The organism is Pseudobacter ginsenosidimutans, from assembly GCF_007970185.1.
GTDB classification, from domain to species: Bacteria; Bacteroidota; Bacteroidia; order Chitinophagales; family Chitinophagaceae; genus Pseudobacter; species Pseudobacter ginsenosidimutans.
Window position 1 is genome coordinate 4,880,965 of sequence record NZ_CP042431.1, and the last position, 26,076, is coordinate 4,907,040.

14 protein-coding genes are annotated in these 26,076 nt (G+C 46.9%); 7 read left to right on the top strand and 7 right to left on the bottom strand.

What is annotated here, in order from left to right; genetic code table 11:
* Positions 1-4: 4 nt before the first annotated feature.
* The 3 genes from FSB84_RS19200 to FSB84_RS19210 are packed head-to-tail and all read left to right on the top strand — an operon-like array spanning position 5 to position 5,922.
* Positions 5-3,328 carry a SusC/RagA family TonB-linked outer membrane protein gene (locus tag FSB84_RS19200; RefSeq protein WP_130539510.1) on the top strand — a complete coding sequence of 1,108 codons (3,324 nt, stop codon included), beginning with the start codon at positions 5-7 and terminating at the stop codon, positions 3,326-3,328.
* 9 nt (positions 3,329-3,337) lie between these two features.
* Positions 3,338-4,726 carry a RagB/SusD family nutrient uptake outer membrane protein gene (locus FSB84_RS19205; protein WP_158644008.1) on the top strand — a complete coding sequence of 463 codons (1,389 nt, stop codon included), beginning with the start codon at positions 3,338-3,340 and terminating at the stop codon, positions 4,724-4,726.
* An 8-nt stretch (positions 4,727-4,734) separates the two neighbouring features.
* Positions 4,735-5,922, top strand: a complete 1,188-nt coding sequence (locus FSB84_RS19210) for a TlpA disulfide reductase family protein (RefSeq protein ID WP_130539512.1) — start codon at positions 4,735-4,737, stop codon at positions 5,920-5,922.
* Positions 5,923-6,013: 91 nt separating this feature from the next.
* On the opposite strand, the gene FSB84_RS19215 is transcribed toward FSB84_RS19210, so the two are convergent.
* Positions 6,014-7,240 carry a WG repeat-containing protein gene (locus FSB84_RS19215; protein ID WP_130539513.1) on the bottom strand — a complete coding sequence of 409 codons (1,227 nt, stop codon included), beginning with the start codon at positions 7,238-7,240 and terminating at the stop codon, positions 6,014-6,016.
* A 156-nt stretch (positions 7,241-7,396) separates the two neighbouring features.
* On the opposite strand from FSB84_RS19215, the gene FSB84_RS19220 reads away from it, so the two are divergent.
* Complete coding sequence (locus FSB84_RS19220; protein ID WP_130539514.1) at positions 7,397-10,165, top strand: T9SS type A sorting domain-containing protein; 2,769 nt, start codon at positions 7,397-7,399, stop codon at positions 10,163-10,165.
* 190 nt (positions 10,166-10,355) lie between these two features.
* On the opposite strand, the gene FSB84_RS19225 is transcribed toward FSB84_RS19220, so the two are convergent.
* The 5 genes from FSB84_RS19225 to FSB84_RS19245 form a co-directional block, all read right to left on the bottom strand.
* Complete coding sequence (locus FSB84_RS19225) at positions 10,356-11,666, bottom strand: hypothetical protein (protein WP_130539515.1); 1,311 nt, start codon at positions 11,664-11,666, stop codon at positions 10,356-10,358.
* A 12-nt stretch (positions 11,667-11,678) separates the two neighbouring features.
* Positions 11,679-12,974, bottom strand: a complete 1,296-nt coding sequence (locus tag FSB84_RS19230; protein ID WP_130539516.1) for an OmpA family protein — start codon at positions 12,972-12,974, stop codon at positions 11,679-11,681.
* Positions 12,975-13,020: 46 nt separating this feature from the next.
* Positions 13,021-13,869 (bottom strand): hypothetical protein, encoded by an 849-nt coding sequence (locus FSB84_RS19235; protein WP_130539517.1) that lies wholly within the window; start codon positions 13,867-13,869, stop codon positions 13,021-13,023.
* A gap of 82 nt (positions 13,870-13,951) precedes the next feature.
* Positions 13,952-14,584, bottom strand: a complete 633-nt coding sequence (locus FSB84_RS19240; protein ID WP_130539518.1) for a response regulator — start codon at positions 14,582-14,584, stop codon at positions 13,952-13,954.
* Between the two features lie 44 nt (positions 14,585-14,628).
* A complete protein-coding gene (locus FSB84_RS19245) occupies positions 14,629-16,863 on the bottom strand; it encodes a tetratricopeptide repeat-containing sensor histidine kinase (protein ID WP_130539519.1) in 2,235 nt (744 codons plus the stop codon).
* Between the two features lie 147 nt (positions 16,864-17,010).
* Here FSB84_RS19245 and FSB84_RS19250 point away from each other — a divergent pair, with 147 nt between their 5' ends.
* The 3 genes from FSB84_RS19250 to FSB84_RS19260 all read left to right on the top strand — a co-directional run bounded on the left by FSB84_RS19250 (position 17,011) and on the right by FSB84_RS19260 (position 25,190).
* Positions 17,011-18,780: a helix-turn-helix transcriptional regulator gene (locus FSB84_RS19250; protein WP_130539520.1), complete on the top strand. Its 1,770-nt coding sequence runs from the start codon at positions 17,011-17,013 to the stop codon at positions 18,778-18,780.
* Between the two features lie 262 nt (positions 18,781-19,042).
* Positions 19,043-24,277 (top strand): T9SS type A sorting domain-containing protein, encoded by a 5,235-nt coding sequence (locus FSB84_RS19255; protein WP_130539521.1) that lies wholly within the window; start codon positions 19,043-19,045, stop codon positions 24,275-24,277.
* Between the two features lie 139 nt (positions 24,278-24,416).
* Positions 24,417-25,190: a MerR family transcriptional regulator gene (locus FSB84_RS19260; RefSeq protein ID WP_130539522.1), complete on the top strand. Its 774-nt coding sequence runs from the start codon at positions 24,417-24,419 to the stop codon at positions 25,188-25,190.
* A 34-nt stretch (positions 25,191-25,224) separates the two neighbouring features.
* Here the strand turns inward: FSB84_RS19260 and FSB84_RS19265 are convergent, their stop codons facing one another.
* Positions 25,225-25,986, bottom strand: coding sequence for a LytR/AlgR family response regulator transcription factor (locus tag FSB84_RS19265; protein ID WP_130539523.1), 762 nt, complete (start codon positions 25,984-25,986; stop codon positions 25,225-25,227).
* Positions 25,987-26,076 lie beyond the last annotated feature (90 nt).

The following is a 26,076-nucleotide window of genomic DNA, read 5'->3' on the forward strand; positions in this document are numbered from 1 at the left end:
ATCTATGCCAAAACCTGCTCAATTGATGAGAATGATGAAACTGAGCTTTTTCCTGCTTTTTGCTGTGATGCTATCTGCGCATGGCACCGGTATATCGCAGACGGTAACGCTTTCCGGTAAGAACCTCACCCTCAAACAGGTTTTTGCCGCCGTAAAAAAGCAAACAGGCTATGTGCTATTCAGCAACGATGAACTGATGGCAGAAGCCAAAGCAGTTACCCTGAACGTGCGCAATATGCCACTGATGGATTTCCTGCAAACTGTTTTCAGGGAACAAACACTGGACTTTGTAGTGCAGGCGAAAACCATTTTCCTGACCAGGAAACAACAAAAGAGTAATGCATCGCCCGATGCCTCAACAGATCCGGGTCCGATCAAAGTGCAGGGAAGGATCGTGAATGAAAAAGGAGAACCACTCACCGGTTCCGTTACTATCAAGGGCACAGGGAATGGAACGGCCACGTTGGAAGATGGAAGATTCTCCCTTACTGTGGAGCCCGGCACCTCACTCGTTTTTTCTTCGGTTGGATACAAACCCATTGAAGTGAAGGCTAAACCCGAAATGGGTGCAGTGGTGTTGAAAACAAGCGATTCCAAACTGGATGAGGTGATCGTGAAAGCCTATGGTACTACCACAAGACGGCTCAATACCGGTAATATCAGCAAAGTAACCTCTGAGCAGATAGAGCGGCAACCTGTTACCAATCCGCTGGCTGTTCTGGATGGAAAGGTGCCTGGTCTGGTAGTAACACAAACCAACGGGCTGCCCGGTGGTCAGTTCAAAGTGGAGATACAGGGACGGACCTCTATCGACAAAACTATCTCTGATGATCAACCGCTGTTTATCATAGATGGGATACCTATGCCAACAAATAATGATCCCATCAACCGGCAATGGTCTGCATTGGGGGCCCCGGATCAGAACAGGCTCTACAATGGCGGCCGCCTGCATGGTATGAGCCCTTTCAGCAGCCTTAATCCTAATGATATAGAAAGTATCGAAATACTGAAAGGTGCTGACGCCACTGCAATCTATGGTTCAAGAGGTGCAAACGGCGTTCTCATCATCACTACCAGGAAAGGAAGATCCGGCATATCTAAACTGGACGTCAATATCAGTACGGGTATAAGCAATGTGGCAAGGAAAGTGGAATATCTTTCTACCTCCCAATATGTGGCTATGCGTAAAGCCGCTTTTGAAAGCGATGGAATGACGCCAACTGAAGCCAACGCATATGATCTTCTCGTGTGGGACACCACCAGGTATACAGACATGAACAAACTCATATCCGGGAATACTGCCTCATTCACCAACGCCAACCTGTCTTTTTCCGGAGGAAGCCAAACGGTGCACTACCTGCTCTCTGCCAATTACCGTCACCAGGGTACAGTACTGCCTGGAAACAGTGCGGATAAGACCGGCTCCATGCATTTCAGCATGGGCACCAGTTCCCGCAATCAGAAATTCAAAGCAACCATTACCGGAACTTATTCCTCCGGCACCAATAACCTGATCACTGTTGACCTGGCAAACCGTATGTCTTTACCACCAAATCTCCGCGTTTATGATGAAGCAGGCAATCTTGCCTGGAATGAGGGTGGCATCATTACACAGGATGGACTGCTGCCCAATCCTGTAGCTTTCCTGAACAATACTTATGAACTCAAAACAAAAAATCTTACCAGTTCATTACAATTGAGCTATGCAATCCTGAAAGGTCTTACCATCCGCACCAATCTCGGGTACAGTGCCATTCACACTAATGAGATGGGGCTGGGACCTAAATCCGGCGCCAATCCGCTGAGTTTCGGGCAACGTGTTTCCGAGTTCAATACGAATGAGTTTGTAAGCCAGATCATCGAACCACAACTGGAATACAATACACAGGTAAAAGGGTCGAAGATCAACCTGTTGCTCGGAGGCAGTTATCAATCCAATAATGGCGAAGGGAATATGATCCGCGCAGCAGGCTACAATAGTGATAATCTCATGACCTCCCTCATGGGTTACACCGCCGTGCACGCCACCAGGTACAGATCGGAATACCGCTATGAAGCTGCATTTGCGCAACTGAATATCAACCATAACAGCAAATACATCCTCAATGCTGCAGTGAGAAGGGATGGCAGCAGCAGATTTGGGCCTGATAAACGATTTTCCAATTTCGGTTCAGTAGGCGCTGCCTGGTTATTTTCCGGCGAATCTATCGTTAATGAACAAGCGCCCTGGCTGAGCTTCGGTAAACTTCGCAGCAGCTATGGAATTACGGGCAATGATAAGATTGCTAATTACCAGTTCCTCGATACCTGGATGGCGCCCACCTATACTTATGATGGTAGCTCTGGTTTGTATCCTGCGAAATTATTCAACGGAGAATATCACTGGGAGAAGTCGAACAAATTTGAAGTGGCCCTGGAACTCGGTTTTGTGAAGGATAAAGTGTTCGTTACTGCCAACTATTATCATAACCTTAGTTCCAATCCGCTGGTGCAGTATCAGCTTCCGGCGGTTACGGGCTTCACCAATGTAGTGAAGAATCTGCCTGCCAAAGTAAGCAACACAGGATGGGAGCTGACACTCAATACCAATAATATCGATGTGAAGGATTTCTCCTGGACCACCAGTTTCAATCTCACACTACCCAAAAATAAACTCGAGTCTTTTGACGATCTGGAGAATTCCTCCTACAGCAACACGTATGTAGTGGGAGAGCCGTTGGACCTGATCTACAAGTACCGGTACCTGCGCGTGAATCCTGAAACAGGATTGAGTGAACTGGAAGATAAGAACAAGGATGGTATGTTTGTTCCTGCCGATGATTACCAGGTACTGGGCAGTCTCAATCCGAAATATTATGGTGGTCTTTCGAATACGATCAAATACAAAAACTGGCAATTCGATTTCCTGTTCTCGTTTCGCAAACAAACAGGTTTCAGTTACCTGAATGAAGTGGGAGGGCCACCCGGAGGCATGAGCAATATCCCTGTAAAGATGGCCGGATTCTGGACCAAACCCGGCGATGATGCCCCTTTCCAGCGATTGACACAAACTTATGGAGATGCCTATTTTTCCTGGAGCAATATGATGTGGGATTCAAACAGACCCTATGAAGACGCTTCCTTCATCCGGCTGAGAAATGTGCAGCTTTCATGGATGTTGCCAGACCAATGGGTAAGACAATGGAAGATGAATAATGCACGCGTTTACGTACAGGCACAGAACCTGCTCACCATCACCAGCTATGAAGTGGGTGATCCTGAATCGCAGGCGCTGCAATCCACACCTCCATTAAGAACAGTTGTCTTCGGATTACAATTATCATTTTAAATGATCGACATGAAAAAAATATTGCAGTTTTCCATTTATACTTTTTCCATTGCAGGCATGCTTCTGTTCACTGCCTGCGAGAAACATATAGAGATCGATAATCCAATCGATCAACTGGTAACAGGAGATGTTTTCAGGGACTCTGCCTCTGCGGAAGCCACGGTAATAGGGCTCTACAGCCAGCAGAACAGTTTTATAGGGATGTTCATGTATGGCGCATTGTCTGGTTACGCTACATTGCTTCCTGCCCTGAGTTCGGATGAATTGTATCCTACAACCCTTGCGCGATACCAGCCATTTGCATCGAATGATATTGCCGTGGATAATGCAGATATACAAACCAACTGGAGCAATGCCTACAATATCATCTATCATGCCAATGCTATTATCCAGAACCTCGGGGCTTCCACAGAACTCGATACCCGTTTGAGAGACCGTTTGTCTGGCGAAGCCAAATTCATCAGGGCATTGAACCTGTTCTATCTCACTTGTGAGTATGGTCCTGTTGCCATGCCACTGACCACTGATTACACTGCCAATGCCATGATCAGCAGGTCCGACACCGCTACTGTATTGAATCAGGTAGTGAAAGACCTTAAGGATGCAGAACAGGGACTTCAGCCCGGCTATACTTCCGTGAATAAATTACGTGCCAACAGGTATGCTGCCACTGCATTATTGGCAAGGGTATATCTTTTCCAACGAAATTATGAGGCGGCTGAAGCGGCAGCCGGTACGGTGATCACAGAAGGTGGTTACCAACTGGCATCTGTAAACGCTACTTTTTCTCCCGGCAGTACCGAGACCATCCTGCAGTTTGCACCTGGCATTACAGGCTCCTGGAATACGCCTGATTTCAGTTTGTTCTTTCTCTCAGGATATTCTCTCACCCCAACACTGATGGCGGCTTTTGAAGCCAATGATCTCAGGAGGAATAGCTGGACACGTCATTATACGGCTAACGGTGAAGATTGTTATGCGCCTTACAAGTATAAGATCGCCTATGCAAGCAATGGCATCGAATACAATATTGTGCTCCGGATGGCCGAGCAATATCTGATCAGGGCTGAAGCAAGGGCGCAGCAGGATGATCTGGCCGGCGCTATCTCTGATCTGGATAGGGTCCGTGAAAAAGCAGGTATCACATTGATAGATGATACCAATCCCAATATTGGTAAACCTGATCTGCTCGAAGCTATATATCATGAGAAACAAATAGAATTCTTCGTTGAATGGGGGCATCGTTGGTTCGATATAAAACGATTGGGCATTGCAGACGCCATCCTCAAAGATATCAAGGGTAGCACCTGGCAGGCTACCGATGTGCTGTTCCCGGTGCCACAGTCGGAAATAAGGATCAACACCAAACTCGATCAGAATCCCGGATATAAAAAATAAATAGAAAAATGAAAACATTAAGATTGTGCATCATCACTGCAGTATTGGTGATGCTGGGCGGCGCATTGCCTGCACAGCAAAAGAACAGGTCATTTGTAATCAAAGGAACCTTAACGGAAATCCAGGAAGGAAAGGTTTTCCTGGCCTGGCAATCGGGGAGTAAACGGCAGTTTGACTCTGCCATTGTGAAAGGAGGGAAGTTTGAATTTAAGAATGATATTTATGAGGACTATCTTTTTGCCAGGGCCTCCCTGCTGGCTGTAACTAAGAAGCAGATAGAAGATGCTGTACCAATTCCTATGTCTGATCAAAATGTAGTGGAAGTTTATGTTACGCCCGGCTCAACTACTACAGTAAGGGGATCGGTGAAGCTGCAGGAGGCAACTGTGAAAGGCCCGAAGGTGCAGGAGGAATTTGCGTTACTGGAAAAGGAAAAACAGCCGCAGATGTCGGCACTTGCGGCTAATGGTGAGCGTTGGATGCAGATTGTATTGGCCGGTGAGGAAGGGGCGAAAAAAGACAGTATTGCATTTTTTCAGAAAAGAGGCGATAGCATCATGGGAAAGATCAACGGTATAGAAACTGCCTTTATTGAAAAGCATACGGCTTCCCTGTTAAGCCTGCAATTATTGTTCAACATGGCTATGATATCGTTCGACCAGCATGACCCTCTGACTGTCGAAGAGTCATTGAACAGGTTGACGCCCGCGCTTCAAAATTCTACTGAAGGAAAGATCATCAGGAACAAAGTAATTACAGCCAGGTCGCTGGTCATTGGCCGTCCTGCGCTCGATTTCAATATTCCCGATACTTCCGGAAAACCGGTCCGTTTGTCTTCTTTCAAAGGAAAATATGTTCTGGTTGAGTTCTGGGCCAGTTGGTGCGGGCCATGCCGTGCACAAAACCCTCATTTACTGAAAGCGTATGAGCAATTCAAAAATGAAAAACTGGAATTTGTTTCTGTGTCCATAGACGACAACAGGAAAAAATGGATGGATGCCATTCATCACGATAAGCTGCCCTGGATCCAGCTTAGTGAACTGAAAGGCTTCGAGAGTGCTGTGGCTCTGCAATACAATATATCATGGATACCGCTGAACTTCTTGCTGGACCCGGATGGTGTGATCATCGGGAAAGATCTGCGTGATGGAAAATTGTCGGAAAAACTGAGTGAAATATTCAAGACAGAGAAATAAACTGTTATAGCCTGAACTCCTTTACCACAATAAAAAGGCGTCTCACAAAATGTTGAGACGCCTTTGCAATAATAGGAATTCAAAAATCGTATCAATCCCAGTAGCGGGTCCCATTGCTATGTGCAAACCCCAGTAGCCTTTCTCCATTCGGGTCTTCATACACTGAAAGAAAATCTTTGAAGTAAGGGCTATAGCTTCCGTATAATTTCTTATGCGGGAAAATTTCCTTATCAATTTCCAACATAAGTATCCAGGTTCCGTCCAGCCGTTTCGCGGAAATGTACTGGCCTTTTTCAGCCCTTACGTCAAGGAATTTATGGTTGTTCACTGTGTTGTTGTCGAGCCGCTTTATCGTCCAGACACCATTCTTCTTAAGTCCGAACACTTCCTGGTATTTCAGGTCAACAAGCGAATCGTACACCGTTGGAATCAGGATGTCTCCATTCGCAGACAGTAATCCCCAGCCTTGTTTGTTTTTGAGCAGAACGGTTGACCAGGCTGATCCGAAATGGATTTCTCCTTCTACAGGCCTGGGTGGAGTGTTCAATGCATCTCCTTTCGCGAAAGGGTATGCGATCTCCCATTGCCGGTTCCTTAAACAGAATACAGCTTCAGTACCCAGCTCAGTAACCGTATGCTTACGCACCAGTGAATCGAATACGGGCTCCAGTAATTGTGTTCCTCCCAAAGTAATGAGTCCTTTTTTACCATTTTTTACAATATAAAAAGCGGAATCTGTGCCATTGTGATCTGCAAACTGGTAGATTGCATCGGCTTCATAATCGAGACTGTCTGTTTTATTGTATATGTATTTGCCATTGGTGAATACAGGCTTCTCTTTGATGATCCTGAATCTTCCTTTGGAGATTTCCTGTACATTGTATTTTACCGGATACCCGATGAGTTCTTCTATCTGCGGCGAGTGTACGGGGTCTCCGGAGATCTGTTCAGTTTTCTTGTTATCTACATGATACAGATAACTTTTTTTGTCCCGGACAAGGTAGAAAGTCCGGGCATCGGCTTCTGCAATATCGTACTGGCAGGGTGCCAACACTTTTCCATGGCGATCGATCAGTCCATATTTACCTTTCTTTTTTACGATACCGATGCGTTGTTCAGGCAGTCCATCCGTTGCTTCGAAACGAAAGAACCACCTGGCTTCTTCCCAGACAGGTTGTATCAGTATTTTCTTTTTGGAATCGCAGTATCCCCAGAGTTTACCTTTCCGGTAGGGGATCAACTGATAAGAATTCTCCTGTGCAAATGCAGGAAAAATGGAAATGATGAGGGTTAGGGCTAAAACTGTTTTCTTTTTCATAAGGTGGGGTAAAAATAATATACAGCCGGAGAATTTTTTAGCATCACTTGAATAATTATATGAGTCAATACAGGAGAGAGCGCTCAACCGGGTATTTGGGGGTCGTTGTTTTGTGAATTCAGGTCTTTGAAGTATTTTTCCCGAAAATACAGTTCAATGGTCCGTTCCCTAAGCCTTTTCATCTTTCTTTTCTTTGCATTTTTTCAGTTTAATTCTTCACTATTTGCGCAATGTTCTACCGGGATGACGGGGGAGTACAAAATTGGTCCGGGTGGCAATTATTCAACCATTCAACAGGCCCTGGACCATCTCTCCGAAAATGGAGTGAAAGGTAATGTGGTCCTTGAACTGCAGAGCAATTACCAGAGTAATGTGGAGAGTTTTCCATTGACCTGTAAGACCATACCCTGCAGTGGAGAAACGCGGACCATCACACTGCGGCCTGAACCTGGAGCCATCAATATCCGTGTTGCGGGTGATGATCCGTTGACCATTTTCAATCTACTGAATGTGGCGGGATTTATCATTGACGGACGACCCGGCGGACAGGGAAATAAAGGGGAGCTCAGTTTCGAGAACACCAATATGTCCGGGAATACCTTCCGCTACTGGCATGGTTCTTCCTGGAATCAGTTAAAGTTCCTCACAATAAAAAGTGTGATCCGGAACCAGTTTAGTGGTGTTATACATTTCGGTGGCTCAGATTCCGCCACAGGAAACAATTTTAACCGGATAGAGAACTGTGATATAACGGCGGGGGCTACCCATCCGCAGAATGGCGTGTATAGTGCGGGAGAATATGAAAAACCCAACAAGGGCATCGTGATAGACGGTTGTAATTTTATCGATATTTTCAGCCACCTCGAACGAAGCTACAGCATTTTAGGAGGCGCCAATACAGATAGTATGGTGATCACCAACAATAGTATCTACCAAACTGCTCCCAGGACTTTTTCGGAAGTCCGTTACAATGTTGAAGCGGGAGGGATCATGATCAGTGAGAGTTTTTTTGGCGGGCATTTGATAGAGCATAATTTTATTGGCGGTTCTGGGCCTAAGGCCGCCGGAAGCTATTCGGAATACAGCGGTGATTTCCGTTTTCAGGGTATAGTTGTGGTAGGAACAAATCGCCGCGCCAAACCTGTTACGATAGCTCATAATACTATCGCCAATCTCTTACTGACGGCGGTTATGAATCAACATTCCATGATCATGATCGGCGATTATATGATCAGCAGAGAGGTTTATTTCAATGGCAAGATACTCAACAACGAATTGGGATTGATCAATGATGCAAACAGTATCCGTATCAACAGACCTGAAGACGGTCATTGCCGGGCATTGAATCTTACCAGCCTGGTGGGTGATTCTGTTCTGGTGGAAGGAAATTCCATCGGCGGATTTTCATCACAGCAGGTATCGTCGGGTTATTTTGAATTGTCCGGCATTTTTATTTCAGGGGGCGCTATATCCCAGCTGACGATCCGGAATAATACCATCCGGAATTTTTTGAACAATAGTACCTCAAACCTCAGCGGTATCAGGGTTACAGGCGGTAGTAATTTCCTGAGCGACACGCTTACCATCGCCGGCAATCTTATTGAAGAATTGAGAGTGACTCAATCCGGAAGCGGCTCTACTTCAGCGGGGATCTTCTATGCCGCGCACGGGTTGAGTAAAGTAAAAATAAAGGCCAATAAAATCAGGTCTCTTTCCGTAGTGGATGGCACCAATTATTCACCGGAAGTGTCCGGGATCTGTGTTTTCCATTTTTCCAGAAAGGGCAGCAGTTTTGAATATCTTGAAAATGAAATTTACGACCTGCAGCAGGCCAGAGCGTCCGATTCGCGAAATACCGAAATTACGGGCATCTATGTTGAAAATGCAAATGGACAGGAGGTAACTCACCATCTCAGCAGGAATTATATCCATCACCTTACTTCAGAGGACCCTTATATCAACTATTATACAAGTGTGCGTGTAGCGGGCATTACCATTTATGATGCGAAGGCCACTACCACAGTGGATAACAACATTATTTTCCTGGGAACATTCAAAACCGGAAAATCAAATCCCTTATGCATTCCTTTCATAGGTATTGTAAACAGGGCAGGAAATAATCAATACCTCCATAATACCATTCTGATTACAGGGGAGAGCAGCATTACGGGTTACAATATGGATCATTTTTCAACCGGATTCTTGTTGTTTGAGCCATCACAGCAAAAGAGATTGCTGGCGAACAATATCATAGTGAACAACCGTAGCAATGCTGCCGGTGTAAATGGCAAGCATAGCATCATGAAATCATATGGAAATGATCTCGCCAATTTCGTATCCGATCATAATTTGTATATGTGTCCGAAGGAAAACGAGATCTTTGATGGATACGGCGCCACACGCGATGAAAGCTTTAGTAACTGGCGTGCACTCACAAAACAGGACATGCATTCCTTTGTGGCTGATCCCGCATTCAGGAATAGCAGTGCTGTGCTGGGTGAAACAGATCTTCATCTCCAGCAAACCAACCCGGCTGAAGGCGCGGGGATCAATACGTTCACCACATTGTATGATTTTGATGGACAGCTTCGCGCTGATATGACACCGGTAGATATCGGCGCTGATGCAGGGGCCTTTGCAGGGATCAATCCGCAGGATACGATCCGGATAGAAGAAAATCTATCACTTTCGGCTTATCCCAATCCGGTTAAAGACCGGATGTTGTTGAAGGTTTATTCCAAACAAGCCGGAGCAGCCACTGTTACCGTTTTTTCCTACGCTTCAACTCCTGTATATGTGAAAAGTTTTCAGGTGAAGGAAGGAGAAAACAGCCTTGACGTACTCACTTCTTCCTGGCCTCCGGGATATTATGTATTGAAAGTAGTGGTAGGAAATGCAACCAGTGTAATTCGTCTCATGAAATGATAAAATGCAAATGCTGTCTCCTGGAAAAAGAGGCAGCATTTTTCTTTATTTCTTGTTCAGGAAGAATTGCCTTCCGGTAGTAGGGCTTCCCTCAGGTCACTTCCTGAAAAGTGAATTTCCTATCCACTTCAACGGTAGTTGAGAAAACCCGGCCAGGCTGGTGGTATCCGCGCCATCAAACACCCTTTTTTTAAGGTTTGCATTGAGCTTCTTTGATCCCGGGTAACAGTTCATCCCGCTGGAATTCGCCACGGGCTTTGGCGAGTTTTTTGGGATCGTCTTTATACTTTGATTCGATTTCATTCCAGAGATCTTCCAGTCGTTTGTATACAGCGATCTTGTTCTCCCAGCAAAACACCTGTCTGCTGGCTCTTTCCATTTGTTTAGCGCTGAGCCTGCTGTTGGAAATATCGTTTTCCAGTACACAAAGTTTGTGTTCCAGTTCCCTTCGTTCAATTGCAATAAGTGTAACAGGATTGTACATGGCAGATAGCTTGTACATATCACTTTCACTGGTGGCCCTTATTTTCTCATGCTGCAGTTTGCCCAGTATTTCTTTTTCCTTTTTTGTGGCGGCCAGCTTGAATGCTGTGGCCTCCGCTTTTTTGGAAGCACAGGGGTAGATGGACGAATTCCCGCGGCTCAGTTTCTCTTCCAGTTTTCTTTCCCTTTCTTCGGCATCATTCATAGCTAACGGGATCTCTTCCGATTCCATAACAGAGAAAGGGGCAGTAGAAAAACAATGTGCCGGTGTTCCTAAATTTTCGATCTCCCTTACGGCCATATTGAACTGCGTTCCGCGCGTGTGCGCCAGTACCAGGTAATGTCCTGCTGTTGTGCGGATATGTCCGAGACCATAAGCGCCGAGATGATCCTTTATGATCAGTTCTTTCGGATAATTATCGCCTGCCAGGAACAGACTGGATTTGCCGTCGCCGGTAGTGTATTCCCTCGCTTTTACCTGGCCGTTCAGGCATTCACGATAACTGCCTTCTTTGAGCAACAGGATCTTTTGATCGGCCACATCATCCATTTGTTCATGATGAGTATTGCCGGTGATCACATAATGTTTGATCTGTTTAGGTTGATCGTTTCCTGTTTTTTCTTCCCTGTTGAAGTAGCGGAATTCAATTCCTTTTTTGGTAGTCAGCAGGAATTGAAATCCCGGTTTGTGAATATCGAATTCACATTTGCAGTCAGCATCGTAGAGAGGAACGGAACCGCTGATGCCGGATTCGCTGTTGAGCAGGAAACAGCAGTTGATCACTTGTTCCTGGATCTCTCCGAGTATGAAGAAACGTTTATCGAAACAAATGGTCTGTTTGGGCTGTATCTCTTTTTTCTTTTCCGGATTTTGCAATACGGGTGCTATCAGTTGTGGGCGGGCGCCGCTGCCGGTCCACCAGCCGCCACGCAAGGTTGTATCTTTTTTTGCCGGTGGTTGTGCGTTGATAGCAAGGGATTGCAGTGCAAGCATACCAAAGAGTAGGAATGATTTCATGGCTTGTAATGATTATTGTTTTACAAATTCCACTCGCCGGTTCTGTGCTTTTCCTTCTGTTGATCGGTTGTCTGCAATGGGCTGGCTGGAACCTTTGCCGGCGGTGGTCAACCGGTTGTTGTTGATACCAAAACTGTCGTTCAGGTATTTTTTCACGGATGCAGCGCGATGTTCGGAAAGTGTTTGATTGGCATTGGGATTTCCGGAATTGTCTGTGTGGCCAATGATCTGAAGTTTCAGGTCCTCATGCTCTTTCATGATCTGTGCAATCTCTTTGAGTATGCCATGGGATTCAGAACGGATGCTTGCGGAACCGGTATTGAAGTAAATGCCTGAAGTGGAGAACCTGCCTTCGGTAAGGAGCTTATGCCGGGTGTCGGGATCGCCAATGGCAACGCGGATATTGGAGATAAAAAAGTATTCGCCGGCTTTGCTTTGTCTGGTGCAGAAAACGAGTTTGTTGTAATGGCTACCGGGAACGAATGCCTGGGGAAGGTCCCACAATTTGGTTTCCCCCACGTAGATGCGCAGCCGTTGTTTTTGCCGCCACATGGCGATATGCACTTTATGTTTGTTCCGGTTGAAAGCTGCTACGGCATTGGTTTTATTGGTCATGGTGAGTTTACCTTTTTCGTAAATGGAAATGGCGGTTTTGCCGAGGGCTTGTGAGCCTGCATCCTGCGGGTGCAGTTCCAGCCGGATGCCGGAGAGGGTAGGGCGTCCGAAATGCATCCAGTTGGTGAAATCATTCTTGCTGCGGGATTCGGCTATACAAATGAACAATGCATCGTTGTAGTAGTTGTAGGAAGGGCTAACATTCAGATCGAATTCGATAGTGGCGTTCTCGGGGATATCGTTGATGAAGTCCGGTGTGAAAGCGCCTTTGCCGGTGAATGCAAGCCAGTGTCCATCGTCTCCGTTAACGGTCATGATCTCGCCTGTGGCATTGGTATTCCATTTCGCAGGAAAATCACCAACGGCATCCTGCATGAAATCTTCCACGGCAATCACTTTGTTGCCGGGTACGAAATCATATTTGGAGGAAGCGGCAAAGCCGCTGGTCTGGCCGGAGCCTTGTGCTGGCTCGTTTTCCAGTTTTTCATTTTTATCACTACTGCTCTTTTTCCTTTTTCCATTGAACACATTCTCCACTTCATCCAGGCCTTTGTCTATTGCCCTGTCTGTTTTTCTGTCCGCCCGCTGTTTTGCTTTCCTTTCAACTTTCTTACCGAGTTTATCTATCACAGACTGCGCCTGGATGGTGCATTGCGCTGTGATGAGGAAAATGAAGAACATGACTGTTTTCATTTGTATACTTTTTTAATGTGATGAAAATGGTTTGCCGGGTGGCGGATCATTTACCGGGTTTGTTGAAAACCAGGTCGCCATTGTTTTCCAGAACAACGGACCGGAGCGGGGAGGGCAATGTCATTGGCAGCCTGCTGAGATTGTTGTTGAGCGATTCTGTGAATGTAGCTTTGATATCGGGCCTGTTCAGCACATCGGTGAAAATGCCGGAAGCGGTCTGGAACACCTGGTTGTTTAAAAATTCCAGTATTTCACCAACCACATTAAAGCCAACGCTCTGTAACCGGCCGCTGACCTGCGCCCTGGCATTGCTGTACGTGAGTTTTCCATTTTCTACAGTGGGGTAGAGCAGGATGTTCACCTGCACATTGTCCAGGTCGAACCACCACATGCCACCGCCGCAGATGATATTATCGATACAGTTGCCAAGCACTTCATGACCTGCCGCTTCAAAACGGAAAGAGATCTTTATCGCGCCATTCTCCAAAGCGGTTTGAGGAACCATGTTCCGCATATCGGTGAAGTAAATGGTGGCGGGATTCTGCCGGGTGGCAGGCAGGTCGAAGGTTTGTGATACTTCGTTATCCCTTCCACCGATCTTTAGAGTGCAATCGAAAGGTTTGTGGAATTTGTAGGTGTTGTTGCTGTTGTATTGAAATGCCGTGGGCGTGTAATTGTTGATCTTCAGTTTGAGTGTAGCCATCAGCAGTGAGAAGGCAGGGAACCATTGTTTGCGTTCTATGCGTGTGCCGGCATAGAGTTGCAGGTTGTCTGGTCTTATTTTGATGACAGGCCTCAGCGTATCGGTTTTTTTCATTTGTGCATCGGCGTTGCCGGTGCAGAAAAAAAGCAGGGTGATAAATACGAATCGGGACAAAACAATTGAAGCATTCATAATAAAGGTTTGTTCCACAAAGTTTCTACAAGCAAACAGTTTTTGCAATTACACATTTGGGTAGTGTGGAAGGGAACCTGTGCTACACGATCTTGTGCTTAAGTGCTTTGGCAACGGCTTCTGTGCCGCAGTTCACATGGAGCTTACGATAGATGTTCTGGAGGTGTTTTTTAACAGCATCGATGGTAATGCCGGCAGCCGATGCGATCATCTTGTAGGAGTTGCCTTTTACCAGCCATTCCAGTATTTCTTTTTCTCTTGCAGTAAGATTGAATGGGTCACTAACGGGTACCTGAGAACGGAAATGTTGAAATACTTTCTGCGCAACGAATGGGCTCATTGGTGCATCGCCTTCCATTACTTCGTGCAGTGCCTGTATGAGTTTGAGGGGTGGTGTGTTCTTGAGAAGATAACCGTCGGCGCCTGCGCAGATAGCATTGAAGATGCGGGTATCGTCGTCGAAAACGGTATGGATGATCACTCTGGTTTCAGGAATAATGGACTTGATGATGCGTGTGCCTTCGATGCCACTGGCGCCGGGCATATCGATGTCCATGATCACGAGGTCTGGCAGGAGAGCGGCCACCTGCTCCGCAGCATCATTGCAATGATCGAAAGAACCAGTCACCGTAAATCCGCTGTCTGTACTCAGTAGCAGTTCCAGCGACTGGCGCAGTCGAAGGTTGTCTTCATATATGATCAATCTCGCCGGCATAGTAATAAAATTAGGCTTCTTCCTGTTGCTAAATTACTACACAATCAGGTACCTGTTAGGTGCATTTCCAGGTTGATGCTGGTGCCTTTTCCCGGTATGCTCCGGATAGTAAGCGTGTCGTTCCAGAATCCGGCACGCTGTTGCATATTGGCGAGGCCATTACCGTGGACTGTTTTTGTATTATCGAATCCTACGCCGTTATCGCTTACCTGCATGCTCAGTTTTCCTCCGTCCGTACTGATACTGACCATGGCTTCTGTTGCCTGCGAATATTTAGTAAGGTTATTGATGGCTTCCTTGAAGATGAGATAGAAATCGCGGCGCCGTTCCATGCTCATGCTGATATGGTTAACATCATCGGGAAAATTGAATGTGTAATTGATGTTCTTTCCGTCCAGCATGTCTGCTGCGTAACGTTTCATGCGGATGAAGAGCTGTTGCAGGTCATCATAGCGGGGATTGATGTTCCAGACAATATCGTTCAGGTTTTCGCTTACGCGCTGAATATCTTCCCCTGCCTTGTTAAGGTATTCGGAAGCCAGGTCAGGCTTCAGTGCATTCTTCTTTGCGAGCTCGTTGAGGATATGGATATTGCTGAGCGAGGAGCCGATATCATCATGCAGATTTTTGGCGATATCGTTCCGAACGGCAAGCAGTACCCGCTGTTCCTTTATTTTCCTGGTGAGTTTGTAGCGGTTGAAAAGGAACCAGGTGATCACCAGCAGCAGGAGAACGCCGGCGATGATGGCATTGGTCATCAGGTTGGATTTTCGCAGGGCGGCATCCTGGAGGTCTTTTTGCTGTTTGGCCAAAAGCAGTGCCTGTTGCTGGTTCTGTACGGTGAGATTCTTCTTTTCAAGGTCTTCTTCCTGTTTGGCGATCTTTATTTCCTGCAGTTCCTGTGATTGTGAAAGAAGATTGATCTCGTTCTGTCTTTGCTGTGCCAGCAATGCATTTCCTGCTGCGAGCGCTTTCTGTTTTTCTGTTTCCAGTTCCTGGATGCGGCGGGCGGTGGCGAGTTGCTTTATCTCATTATCCTTTTTTTCTGTTTCGTATTTCGCCTGTGCGTCGGAGATCTTTACCAGTGTTTCCTGGTTGATGATGCTATCACGATAGAGGATGTATTTTTTATAGTTTTCGTATGCGTTGTAGAAATCTTTATAGTCTTTGTAAAGAATGGTCCTGTTCAGGTATACATCCCTGATATTGGCTTTGTTGTTGAGGCGTGTGGAGAGTTCGAAAGCCTCTTTGTAGAACTGCAGCGCCTGTGCAGTGTCGCCGGTGGCTTTGGAGAGGATGGCGGCAGCAATTTGCCTGCGGGCCAGCATTTCATTGTTGCCGGTCTTCTGTAGCAGTTCGATGGCTTTCTTTTCGTATACGAGTGCGTCTGGGTTTTTCTTTTGCCTGTTCATCAACAGCGCCATATTGATATAGCATTCCGCCATACGGGACTCCAGTCCGCTCTGTTCTGCGTACTGTAGGCCAACACGCTGGTAATGCAGGGCATTGTCGAGCGAGTCCAGGCGCAGGTAGATCAGTGACAGGTTATTGGCGCTGGTGGCCGCTCCTGCCACATCGTTGAGTTGTCTGCGCAGGTCAACGGCCCGCTTCCCATACGGGAGGGCAGTGAGGCGATCACCTGCATCGTTGTAGGCTACGGCCAGGTTATTGCAAATTTGTGCGATGGCTGTTTCTTCCTGCCATTGCTCCTGGATGGAGAGCGCTTTCAGCAGCCAGTGGATCTGGTTGTCCAACCGGCCGAGCTTGCCATGCAGAACACCAATATCGTTGTACACCATTCCTGTGTAGGTGGAATTCTCTGTGCCGAATTTTGTATCCAGCGATTGGTTGAACAACTGTAAAGCCATGGCATGCTGATCCATACTCATGAAGTAAACGCCAAGCTGATAGCAGGAAAGCGCAGTGATGAAATTGTCTTTGGTATGCAGCCCGATCTTTAACGCGGCGGAATCATATTTTCCCAATAAATGGAATTCAGAACGTCGGTAATGGATATCTGCCAGCTTCAGTAAAGACAATGCTTCCTGGTATTGTTTTCCATTTTCCCTGCTTAGTTGAAGGGCTGATCCTGTTCTTTGAATAGCTTGCTGGTAGCGTGCTGCATACTTTAGGCTGTCTGCTTCTGCGAGGAGAAGACGGATCCTGGACTCCAGTCCGGAGGCCGGTTCTGTTGTTTGTGCTCCGCTGAACAGGCTGATGCAGAGCAGTAGGCAGCAAAGCAGTGTTGGTTTCAGTGTATAAGGTTTTGTGGTGGCCACCTGTATAGTGACTGTTCAAATGTAATCAAACTAATCATTTCCTGCCAGTACCTGTTTGTGTACTTTTCTGTTGCTGCAATCAAATTTTCGTTATTAAACACTTATGTAATACCTTCCCTTTTTATAAACGGCCGTTCCCGATAGTTGATGAAAAGAATTTTCGTTTTACTCGCTGGCTTATGCTGCATTTCCTGTCTGTACCCCCAGGCCCCTGCCACAGAGGCCATACTGGAGGCATTTGAGAACAGGAGCCGGCAGCACTTGTTGCACGAAAATGAGGCTTATGCCCTCACCAGTTTTTCCCCTGCATATCTTTTCGATACATTGTTGCCGGCAGCAGAAGCGCGGTATAAAAAACATCCTGATACGTGGCTGCAGGTGCATCTTCTGCGTTTGCGGGCCAATGCCGCTTCCAATCACCGGAACCTCAACAATAATATCGGCATCAGGCCGGAGTCGGTCACCCTCACGGAAGAAGCCATCCGTCTCTGTCATTTGGAAGGGAATGATCTGTTGCTGGCTGAGACTTATTTCGATATGGCTGAATTGTTCAATCTCTATGCGCGGCATGAAGAATATATCACCATGCTTACGAAAGCTTTCGAGATTGCGGACAGGGAGGGACATGATTATTTTCCCGGCATCCTGTTGTATCATAAGCTGGCCGGCATGTGCAAGGCTGCATTCCATATCAACAGCTACAGGGAAAGTATCCATTATGGTAACCGGGCCCTTGCGATGCTGGGCGCATTGAAAAGGCCTCCCGATCTTCACACTGAAATTTTCGTGTATGACCTGGTAGGCTTCAGTTATAAAATGTTGCACCAGGCTGATAGTTCCATTTTCTATTATCGACGTATTAATGAGCTGTTGAAAGGCAGGGACACCAGTACAGTTTTCTACAAGTTATGGAGCGCAATCGCTAATGGAAATATCGGCGAGAACCTGTCGGCGCAGGGAAATGCAATTGCTGCGGATCCCCTGCTGGAGCAATGGGAGCGTGCGGGGATTGGCTTCGGTGATTCCGCCAACATTTCGCTGGCGAGAAAGGCGCAGGCTGCCAATTATTTCAGGAAAGGTGAATACGACAAGGCCCTGCAATGCTGGCTCTTTGTTTTCGAATGGAGCAAAAAGGAGAAACATTTCACCAATGCTGCGGCTGCCGCAGAAGGGATTGCTTCTGTCTATCGGCGGAAGGGCCATGTGGATGATGCATTTTTCTATTTCCGGCAATCACAGGTTTATAATGATAGTCTAACTGCTTTCAACAACCGCTCCGGCCTGCAGGCTGTTCAGGCAAAGGTGAAGCTGGAGAACCTGCAGCAATCACTGGCGAACTCGAAGGCCCTGCTGAAAGTGGAAAAGAGGAGTAAGCAGTTCCTGCTGGCGGGTATCGTGCTGTTGGCCGTAATTGCCACGTTACTGTATAACCGCCAGAGGCTGAAGGCGCAGAACCGTTTACAAAGATTGGCCCAGCAGAAGCGGGAAGCAGAACTGGATGCCAGGAAAACGAAGGAGGAGATCGAGAATTTCGTACGCCATATCAAAGAGAAGAATGATCTTATCGATTCACTTCGTGATAAATTATCGTCGGATACAGCCCTGAAAGCAAGGCAGGATATCCTGGAAGGATTATCTGAATATACCCTGATCACAGATCATGAGTGGGAACAATTTAAAACGGGTTTCGCCAAAACATATCCATCTTTCTTTCCCGCCATGGCTGCCCGATTGAACCAGGTAACGCCGGCGGAAGAGCGGTTGGCTACGCTGATTTTTCTCGGTTTCAACAATCTTCAGATCGCAAACACGCTTGGTATCGGCCGTGAAAGTGTTACAAGGGCCAGGTACCGCTTGAAGCAAAGGCTTAGTCTCTCCAAAACCGAGGAACTGGAAGAGTTGATCGCAAAATGGTGATCAGTAGCTTTTTACACTTTCCTGTTTTTTACTTTTTCACTTCTTGTCCGGGCATTTTTGTATTTGTCCGGTTTTTTGTCTGCCCGTCCGGACCTGTCCCGCCGATGCTCAGATGTAATTTTACAATATGAAAAAACAAGTCACGGATCCAAGGTTCGTGTATGCCCTGATCATCCTGGTGGCTGCTATCAGTTTTGTGCTGGTATGGATCTATTATTAAAACCATTGTTCTGAAACCTGAGAGACCCTAAAAATTCCGTCCATGAAAAGAATATTACTATTCTTCGCTTTTTCTGTTATTACCTTTTTCACTTTTTCCCAATCGATCGTGTATGTGGATGCTGCTGCTGCCGGCGCCAATGATGGCAGCAGCTGGCCCAATGCCTACCGTCACCTGAGCAGTGCGCTGGCAGCGGCCAATGCAGGTAATGATATCGATACCATTTTTATTGCCAAAGGAACCTATTATCCTACCGGCGACCAGAGCGGCACCAACAGGGATAGTGCCTTTCTTTTGTTGCGTGGCAATCTTTTCCTCTATGGCGGATTCGATCCCGCCAATGGGATAACGGAAATAGGTCAGCGCAATATTCAACCCTATGGAGGAACAGGCACCATCCTCAGCGGTAATATCAATAACGCCGGAGATAGTCTTGATAACTGCTGGCATGTAATGGTGATTGCCACTTATGCCAATGATTTGGGGAAGATCCTGCTGGATGGCCTCACCATCCGCGATGGCAATGGCACCATGGCGCCCGGTGGGTACAAATATTACAGATCGGGTCCGGGAGGACCTTATGGATATTACGGCACAGGAGGTGGAATGCTGATCACTTCACCGGGTACCCAGATCAGAATGCGGAATGTAGTGGTAAGCAACAATGTTACGCAAGGCATTCATTCCCGCAGGTTCCTGGATATGGAGAACTGTTCGGTGGTATCTAATATTGCGCCGGGCGGAGACGAAAACTCTACCACACATTTTGCTGTTTCCGGCGGTGGATTGTACTGCCTGGAAGGTCTGAAGCTGAAACATTGTCTGGTAGCGGATAACCAGATCTATTACGGTTTTGTGCCAAGGGGAGGTGGTATTTACCTGGAGGGTAACCTGGATATGGAGGAGTGTATCGTCAGGAATAATACGGTGCTGGATGCGGCTGGCTGTTCCCCATTGGTTGGTGAGGGCGGCGGCGGCGGTATTTACGCTCATGGTTATGCGCTGATCAAAAACAGTGAGATCACCGGTAATGCATATACGGTAGTATTGGGCTGTGTTTGGGATGGAGAATTCCGCAGGTACAGGTATGGCGGTGGTGGTGGCCTTGCATTGAATTCCAATACGGAAATCGTGAATTCCATTATTGCATTTAATTCTATAAGTGGCGGAATGGTGCCCGCCGGCGCATTCAAGCGTTTTGCAGGCGGCGGCATCATGATGATGGACAATGCCGGTGTGAAACTGGTAAACTCAATAATATATGGCAATACAGATCCGATCGGGGCTGCTATCAGCGCTGTTGATAATTCCTTCAGTATTCCCGTCAACATAGGCAACTCGGTCATCTTGTCCAATAGCTCCCTTTTTTCACCTGAGATCACGGCTACAAGGTATCATAGCCTGGTGCAGGGATTCAATAGCACTACTGACGGTAACCTGGATGCATCTGCCGCCGGTACTGTATTTACCAATGCAGCAGGTGGCGACTTCAGTTTGCCTGCCGGATCAGTGCTCATCAACAAAGGCAATAATAATTTATATAACAGCGCTGCTTACCCTGATGTGGAATTGAATGGCCACAACAGGGTAAGTGGTGGTGTTATCGATATTGGTCCTTTCGAATATGGCAGTACGCCGGGCACTGCCCTAAATGTATTATATGTGGATAGTAGTGTGGCAGTTTCAGGCGATGGCAGTTCCTGGGCATCGGCTTTCAGGTATCTTTCTGATGCCTTGCTGGTAGCCAATGATAATATTGCCGTAGACAGTATCCTGGTGGCGAAAGGAACTTATTATCCAACGGGCGCACAAAACGGTACCGACAGAAACCGGGCCTTCTTCATCCGCTATGGGGGATTGAAAATATTCGGCGGCTTCCCGGGTGGAGGCGGCAGTTTCTCCCAACGGGTACTGCCTGCTGCCACAGGTGGTTACTCTGAGGGAGGTACTATCCTCAGCGGTGATATCAATACTGGAGGTGATAGTACAGACAATAGTTACCATGTGTTTGTTGTAACAGATATTCCTCAGTTTGCAGACAGTATCGTGATCGATGGATTCAGTGTGCATAACGGTAATGCCAATGCGCCATACACCGCCAATTATACCTATGGGACGCAGACTGTGTTTCAGTATGCAGGTGGCGGCGCAGTATTATGGAATGTAAGCAATGATGGAAAACTGCAATTCAGGAATTGTAATTTCAATAACAACACCGCAAATGGAGGAGGCGGAGCGATCATCAGTCAAAACGCCAGGGCGGGTTTTCAGCAAGTGAGTTTCTACAACAATATTTCGCGTGAAGATAATGGAGGTGCGATATACAACGCGCAAAGCGCGTCTGAGCTGAAATTCAAGCAATGCCGTTTCGGTTTCAATATTTCCAGGAACAACTATGGTGGGGCCATCTCCAATCATACCAGTGCGGCGGTGGTACTGGAACGGGCATTCTTTCTGGGCAATATGTCGTCGAGAAGCGGCGGCGCTATTTACAATAGTGCGGGCACCCGCGCTGAGGTAACCAATGGTCTTTTTTATCAGAACAGGAGCAATACACTTAACAGTAATTTTGGTGGAGCAGCGGTGTATGTGAACAGTTCAGTATTCATTGGCGTCAATTGTACTTTTGTTGGTCAGAGTTCCGGAAGCAATATGTATGGTTTTCTGTCCGGGGCCGGTGGCGGCAGTGTTACCCTGAGTAATTCCATTGCTACCAATAACCCTTCCGGCGGCGTGGCCGTAGGTAGTGGCACAGCGTACATTCAAAACTTTTCATTGATACAGGATCAGAATTATTCAACTGATCAGAATCTCAATTACAGTACCACTTCTTTAACGGATCTCTATGTGAACATCAATGATCCTGATGGGCCGGATGATATCTGGCTTACTGCTGATGATGGCCTGCGCCCCACCGCCACTTCACCTGTTCGTGAAGAAGGCAATACTGCACTTGCGCCGGGCAATAGCCTCGATATTTCCGGTAGTCCGCGCATCAGGGGATGCAATGTGGATTTGGGCGCCTATGAATCTGATGCAACCAGGATGGTGTTGCATGTGGATGCCGTGAATGGTAACGATATCAACAGCGGCAATTCATGGCAGGCTGCATTCAAAACCATGAAGAAAGCCCTGGATATTGCCAATGCATCCGCCTGTGTGGATTCTATACTTGTTGCCAAAGGAAAATATTACCCTGTGGGAGAACAGCTTTCCGATATGCCAGGTTATTATGAAAGGCATACCACCTTTGCGATCAACAGACCGGGAATCAGGATCTATGGCGGATTTCAGCCCGGCGGCGCAGGCGGATGGCCTGCCAGGGAAATGCCCACCGATGCGGGAACCGGTACAATACTGAGCGGTGATATCGGAGCGAACCACGACAGTACTTTTAACAGCTTTTGGGTAATGGTGATTGCAAATGTGCAATCTGTATCCGACAGTATCGTGATCGATGGTATTGGCGTTACTGAAGGGTTTGCCAGTTTCAACCTGGGTAATTCCGTGAATGGAATACCGGTGGATGGAACAAAGGGAGGAGGAGCCACCATCATCCAAAGTTCTGTTGCCATAGGGATCAGGAATTGTGTGTTCTATCGCAACAGTGCAATAGGCTATGGTGGCGGACTGGCGATAATGGGGGCAAGTCCGCGCTTTACCAATACCAGGGTCACTTCTAATTATACCACCAGGGGAGGAGGTATGTACCTGGTGAATTCTAATGCTGTTTTCTCCAATTGCATTATTGCAGGAAATCAGGCAAGCTCCTTTGTTAGCGGTGGTGTAACTGCCGGAGGTGAAGGCGGCGCGATCTATACCATTGGTGGATCACCTGTTTTTGTGAACTGCAATATTGTAACCAATCTTGCCGCAGTGCGTGGCGGTGTAGTGCATCTTACCACTTCCTCTGCTGTACAATTCCGCAACAGTATTCTCTGGGGAAATAATGCGCCTGCTTCACCCGCAATTTCGGTGCTGAGCGGAACTGCAAATACTTCATACAGCATCGTGGAAGGTGGCTATACAGGAGAAGGCAACCTGAATGCCAACCCGATGTTCAATAATATTTCCACGGGAGATTATACGCTGCAAAACTGCAGCCCTGCTATCAATGCAGGAAACAATTCACTTGTTCCCGCAGAAATGGTATCGGATATCGCAGGAGCAGCCCGTATACAATTAGGAAAAGTGGACATAGGCGTTTATGAAAGCAATGCCAATGAAATTACTGCAGGCATGGCCCTGGGTAATGCCGAAGTGTCGAATATCCAGTCGGCAACCGGCCTGACATCTTATGCCAGCAATTGTAACCTGCTGGTGGCGCAGGTTACAGGCGATAATTCCCCTACTTCCATAAGCGGAAATGTAAAAGTGAAAGTTTGGACTGAATTTTTCCAACCTGCCAATTTCGTAAGACGTCATTATGAAATTACACCGGATAACAATGCTGCCACTGCAACGGGCAGGGTGACGCTGTTCTTCACGCAGCAGGATTTTGTGCAATTCAATAATGTGAATGCTGTAAAGTTACCTGTTACATTCCTGGATGATGCGCTCAAGCCCAACCTGCTGATCGAAAAGTTTGCAGGCACCAGCAGCAATGGTACGGGTCTTCCGGAGTCCTATGCCGGAAGAGGCGTAACCATCGATCCGTCTGATGTGGACATTGTATGGAATTCAAACCGCAGCAGATGGGAAGTTAGTTTCGATATAACAGGATTCAGCGGCTTCTTTGTGAAAACACAAATACAGACCCTGCCGCTGACATTGATTTCGTTCACAGGTATACGTGAGAGTGGCGTCAGCGAGTTAAAATGGGAAACCGCCAACGAAAACCAGGTGGCATATTTTGAACTGGAAAGAAGCGCTGGTGGAAATGTATACTCAGTTGTTACGAGGATCCCTGCAAAAAATGGAACTTCGCAGCATTACAGCTATTATGATAACTACATCTTCACTGGACTGATGAGTTACCGTTTGAAGATGGTGGATATAGATGGAACGGTAACCTACAGCAAGATCGTGCTGTTGTCCGATAAAGGAACTACATTGGTTTCGCTGAATCCGAATCCCGCGAAGAACAGGATCTGGATTGAAACAGGTGATAATTCGCTGAAAGGATCGGAAGTTGTGTTGTTGAATGCAGCAGGGGCAGTGCAGTTGAAGTTCGGATTGCAGGATTCCCGTCAGGAGATTGATATCAGTATGTTGAAAACCGGCATGTATTTTATCAGACTTGCCAATGACAAGACCATCAAATTCGTAAAAGAGTAGTATTCTGAAATAATGTAAACGAAGGGCGCATCTGTTGGTGCGCCCTTTGTTTTGAAACTTTCATAAAAAAAACTTCCCATTTCTCTTGACCCTTCCGTAACGTGAGGCCCTACCTTTGTTTTCAACAACAACAGACCAGATGAAATACACAGTCAAAAAGCTGGCTGAACTGGCCGGTGTAAGCGTGCGCACCTTGCATCATTATGACCAGTTAGGATTACTCACGCCATCCGGGCGTACAGAAGCCGGTTATCGCCTGTATGGCGAACAGGAATTGCTGCGGCTGCAACAGATCCTCTTGTATAAAGAGATGGACCTGCCATTACCTGCTATCGCCAGTATCCTGGATGATCCTGCTTTTGATATGGTTGCTGCTCTCCAACAGCATCGCGCAATGCTGGAGGAGCGCAGGCGCCGCACAGATCTGTTGTTGGAAACCGTCAACAAAACCATTCAAAAATTAACAGGAGGATCTGAAATGATAACGAATGAAGAGCTCTATGCAGGGTTTCCAAAAGAAGCCGCGGAAACATGGCGATCGGAAGCCATGGAAAGATGGGGCAAACAGAAAGTGGAACAGAGTGAACAGGCATTGCGCCAGATGAGCAAAGAGGATCTTGAAAAGCTCAGGGAAGAAGGCAGCGCCATCACGGCGGGATTGATTTCACATATGCATCGCGATATTGGCGATCCGGAAGTACAACAACTGGTCCACCGGCACTATCTGCATATCCTGCAATGGTGGGGAAAGAAAACGGAAGAAGGATCGCTGGATGCCTACAAGGGACTGAGCAATCTCTATCTCATGGATGAACGTTATACCTATGTAGAAGGGAAACCAAACCTGGCATTCACGGCATTCCTGACCAAAGCGATGTTGTTCTATGTAGATTCCCTTTCAGAAAAACGATAAAAAAAAGAGGAAATGCTGCAGCGCTTCCTCTTTTCTAGTATTTATAAAACTGTTTCATCCTGCTCAGGAAAAAATCCTTCTTTCTCCTGCTGACTTCGATCTCTTTTTGATTCGAGAGTATCACCGATCCGCCTTCACCCCGAATATATTCTTTTACGTGAGAGATATTCACCAGATAAGATTTGTGAATGCGTATGAAATGGGAATCCGACAAGATCTCTTCATATTCATGGATCGGTTTTGCCGAACAGATATTCGGTTGACCGGCAAAGTGAAAGTTGGTATAGCTGCCGCTTGCTTCGCAGAACAGAATATCTTTCAGCTCCACCACCCGGAATCCTTTCAGGGAAGGAATGCAGAGTTTCATTTCCTGATGATTGGCGGGCCTTTGCAGGTTGTGCAGGAGTGTGTTGATATTGAGCCCGATATTGCTGCTGGCGATCTTCCTGATGGCCCTGTTCACAGCACCGGTGAGAAGGTCTTCATCGATGGGTTTCATCAGGTAATCTACAGCACAGTACCTGAATGCCTGCATGGCGTACTGGTGATGCGCGGTAACGAAAATGATCTCGAACGCGATGCTGTCGATCTCCTTCAACAGATCGAAACTGGTCTTGCCCGGGAGGGAAATATCCATGAACACAAGATCAGGACTGAGTCTGGCAATTTGCTCTTTGGCATCATCTGCGTCCATACTTTCGGCAACCACATCCAGTTCAGGACAATATTCCTGCAAGAGATTACGCAGGGTGCTCAATCCCCTTTGTTCGTCTTCCACAAGGATAGTTCGTATCATGCAGAATGTTTTTGATTACATGAGTATAAAGTTACACACTGTAATCGTTCAAAAACAGCGCTTTGAGAGCCTTCGGAAATGCCAGCTCCG

What these genes read in the sequence shown, in the direction of transcription:
- FSB84_RS19200 (WP_130539510.1), top strand. Translation starts at nt 5, where the DNA reads ATGCCAAAACCTGCTCAATTGATGAGAATGATGAAACTGAGCTTTTTC.
- FSB84_RS19205 (WP_158644008.1), top strand. Translation starts at nt 3,338, where the DNA reads ATGAAAAAAATATTGCAGTTTTCCATTTATACTTTTTCCATTGCAGGC.
- FSB84_RS19210 (WP_130539512.1), top strand. Translation starts at nt 4,735, where the DNA reads ATGAAAACATTAAGATTGTGCATCATCACTGCAGTATTGGTGATGCTG.
- FSB84_RS19215 (WP_130539513.1), bottom strand. Translation starts at nt 7,240, where the DNA reads ATGAAAAAGAAAACAGTTTTAGCCCTAACCCTCATCATTTCCATTTTT.
- FSB84_RS19220 (WP_130539514.1), top strand. Translation starts at nt 7,397, where the DNA reads ATGGTCCGTTCCCTAAGCCTTTTCATCTTTCTTTTCTTTGCATTTTTT.
- FSB84_RS19225 (WP_130539515.1), bottom strand. Translation starts at nt 11,666, where the DNA reads ATGAAATCATTCCTACTCTTTGGTATGCTTGCACTGCAATCCCTTGCT.
- FSB84_RS19230 (WP_130539516.1), bottom strand. Translation starts at nt 12,974, where the DNA reads ATGAAAACAGTCATGTTCTTCATTTTCCTCATCACAGCGCAATGCACC.
- FSB84_RS19235 (WP_130539517.1), bottom strand. Translation starts at nt 13,869, where the DNA reads ATGAATGCTTCAATTGTTTTGTCCCGATTCGTATTTATCACCCTGCTT.
- FSB84_RS19240 (WP_130539518.1), bottom strand. Translation starts at nt 14,584, where the DNA reads ATGCCGGCGAGATTGATCATATATGAAGACAACCTTCGACTGCGCCAG.
- FSB84_RS19250 (WP_130539520.1), top strand. Translation starts at nt 17,011, where the DNA reads ATGAAAAGAATTTTCGTTTTACTCGCTGGCTTATGCTGCATTTCCTGT.
- FSB84_RS19255 (WP_130539521.1), top strand. Translation starts at nt 19,043, where the DNA reads ATGAAAAGAATATTACTATTCTTCGCTTTTTCTGTTATTACCTTTTTC.
- FSB84_RS19260 (WP_130539522.1), top strand. Translation starts at nt 24,417, where the DNA reads ATGAAATACACAGTCAAAAAGCTGGCTGAACTGGCCGGTGTAAGCGTG.
- FSB84_RS19265 (WP_130539523.1), bottom strand. Translation starts at nt 25,986, where the DNA reads ATGATACGAACTATCCTTGTGGAAGACGAACAAAGGGGATTGAGCACC.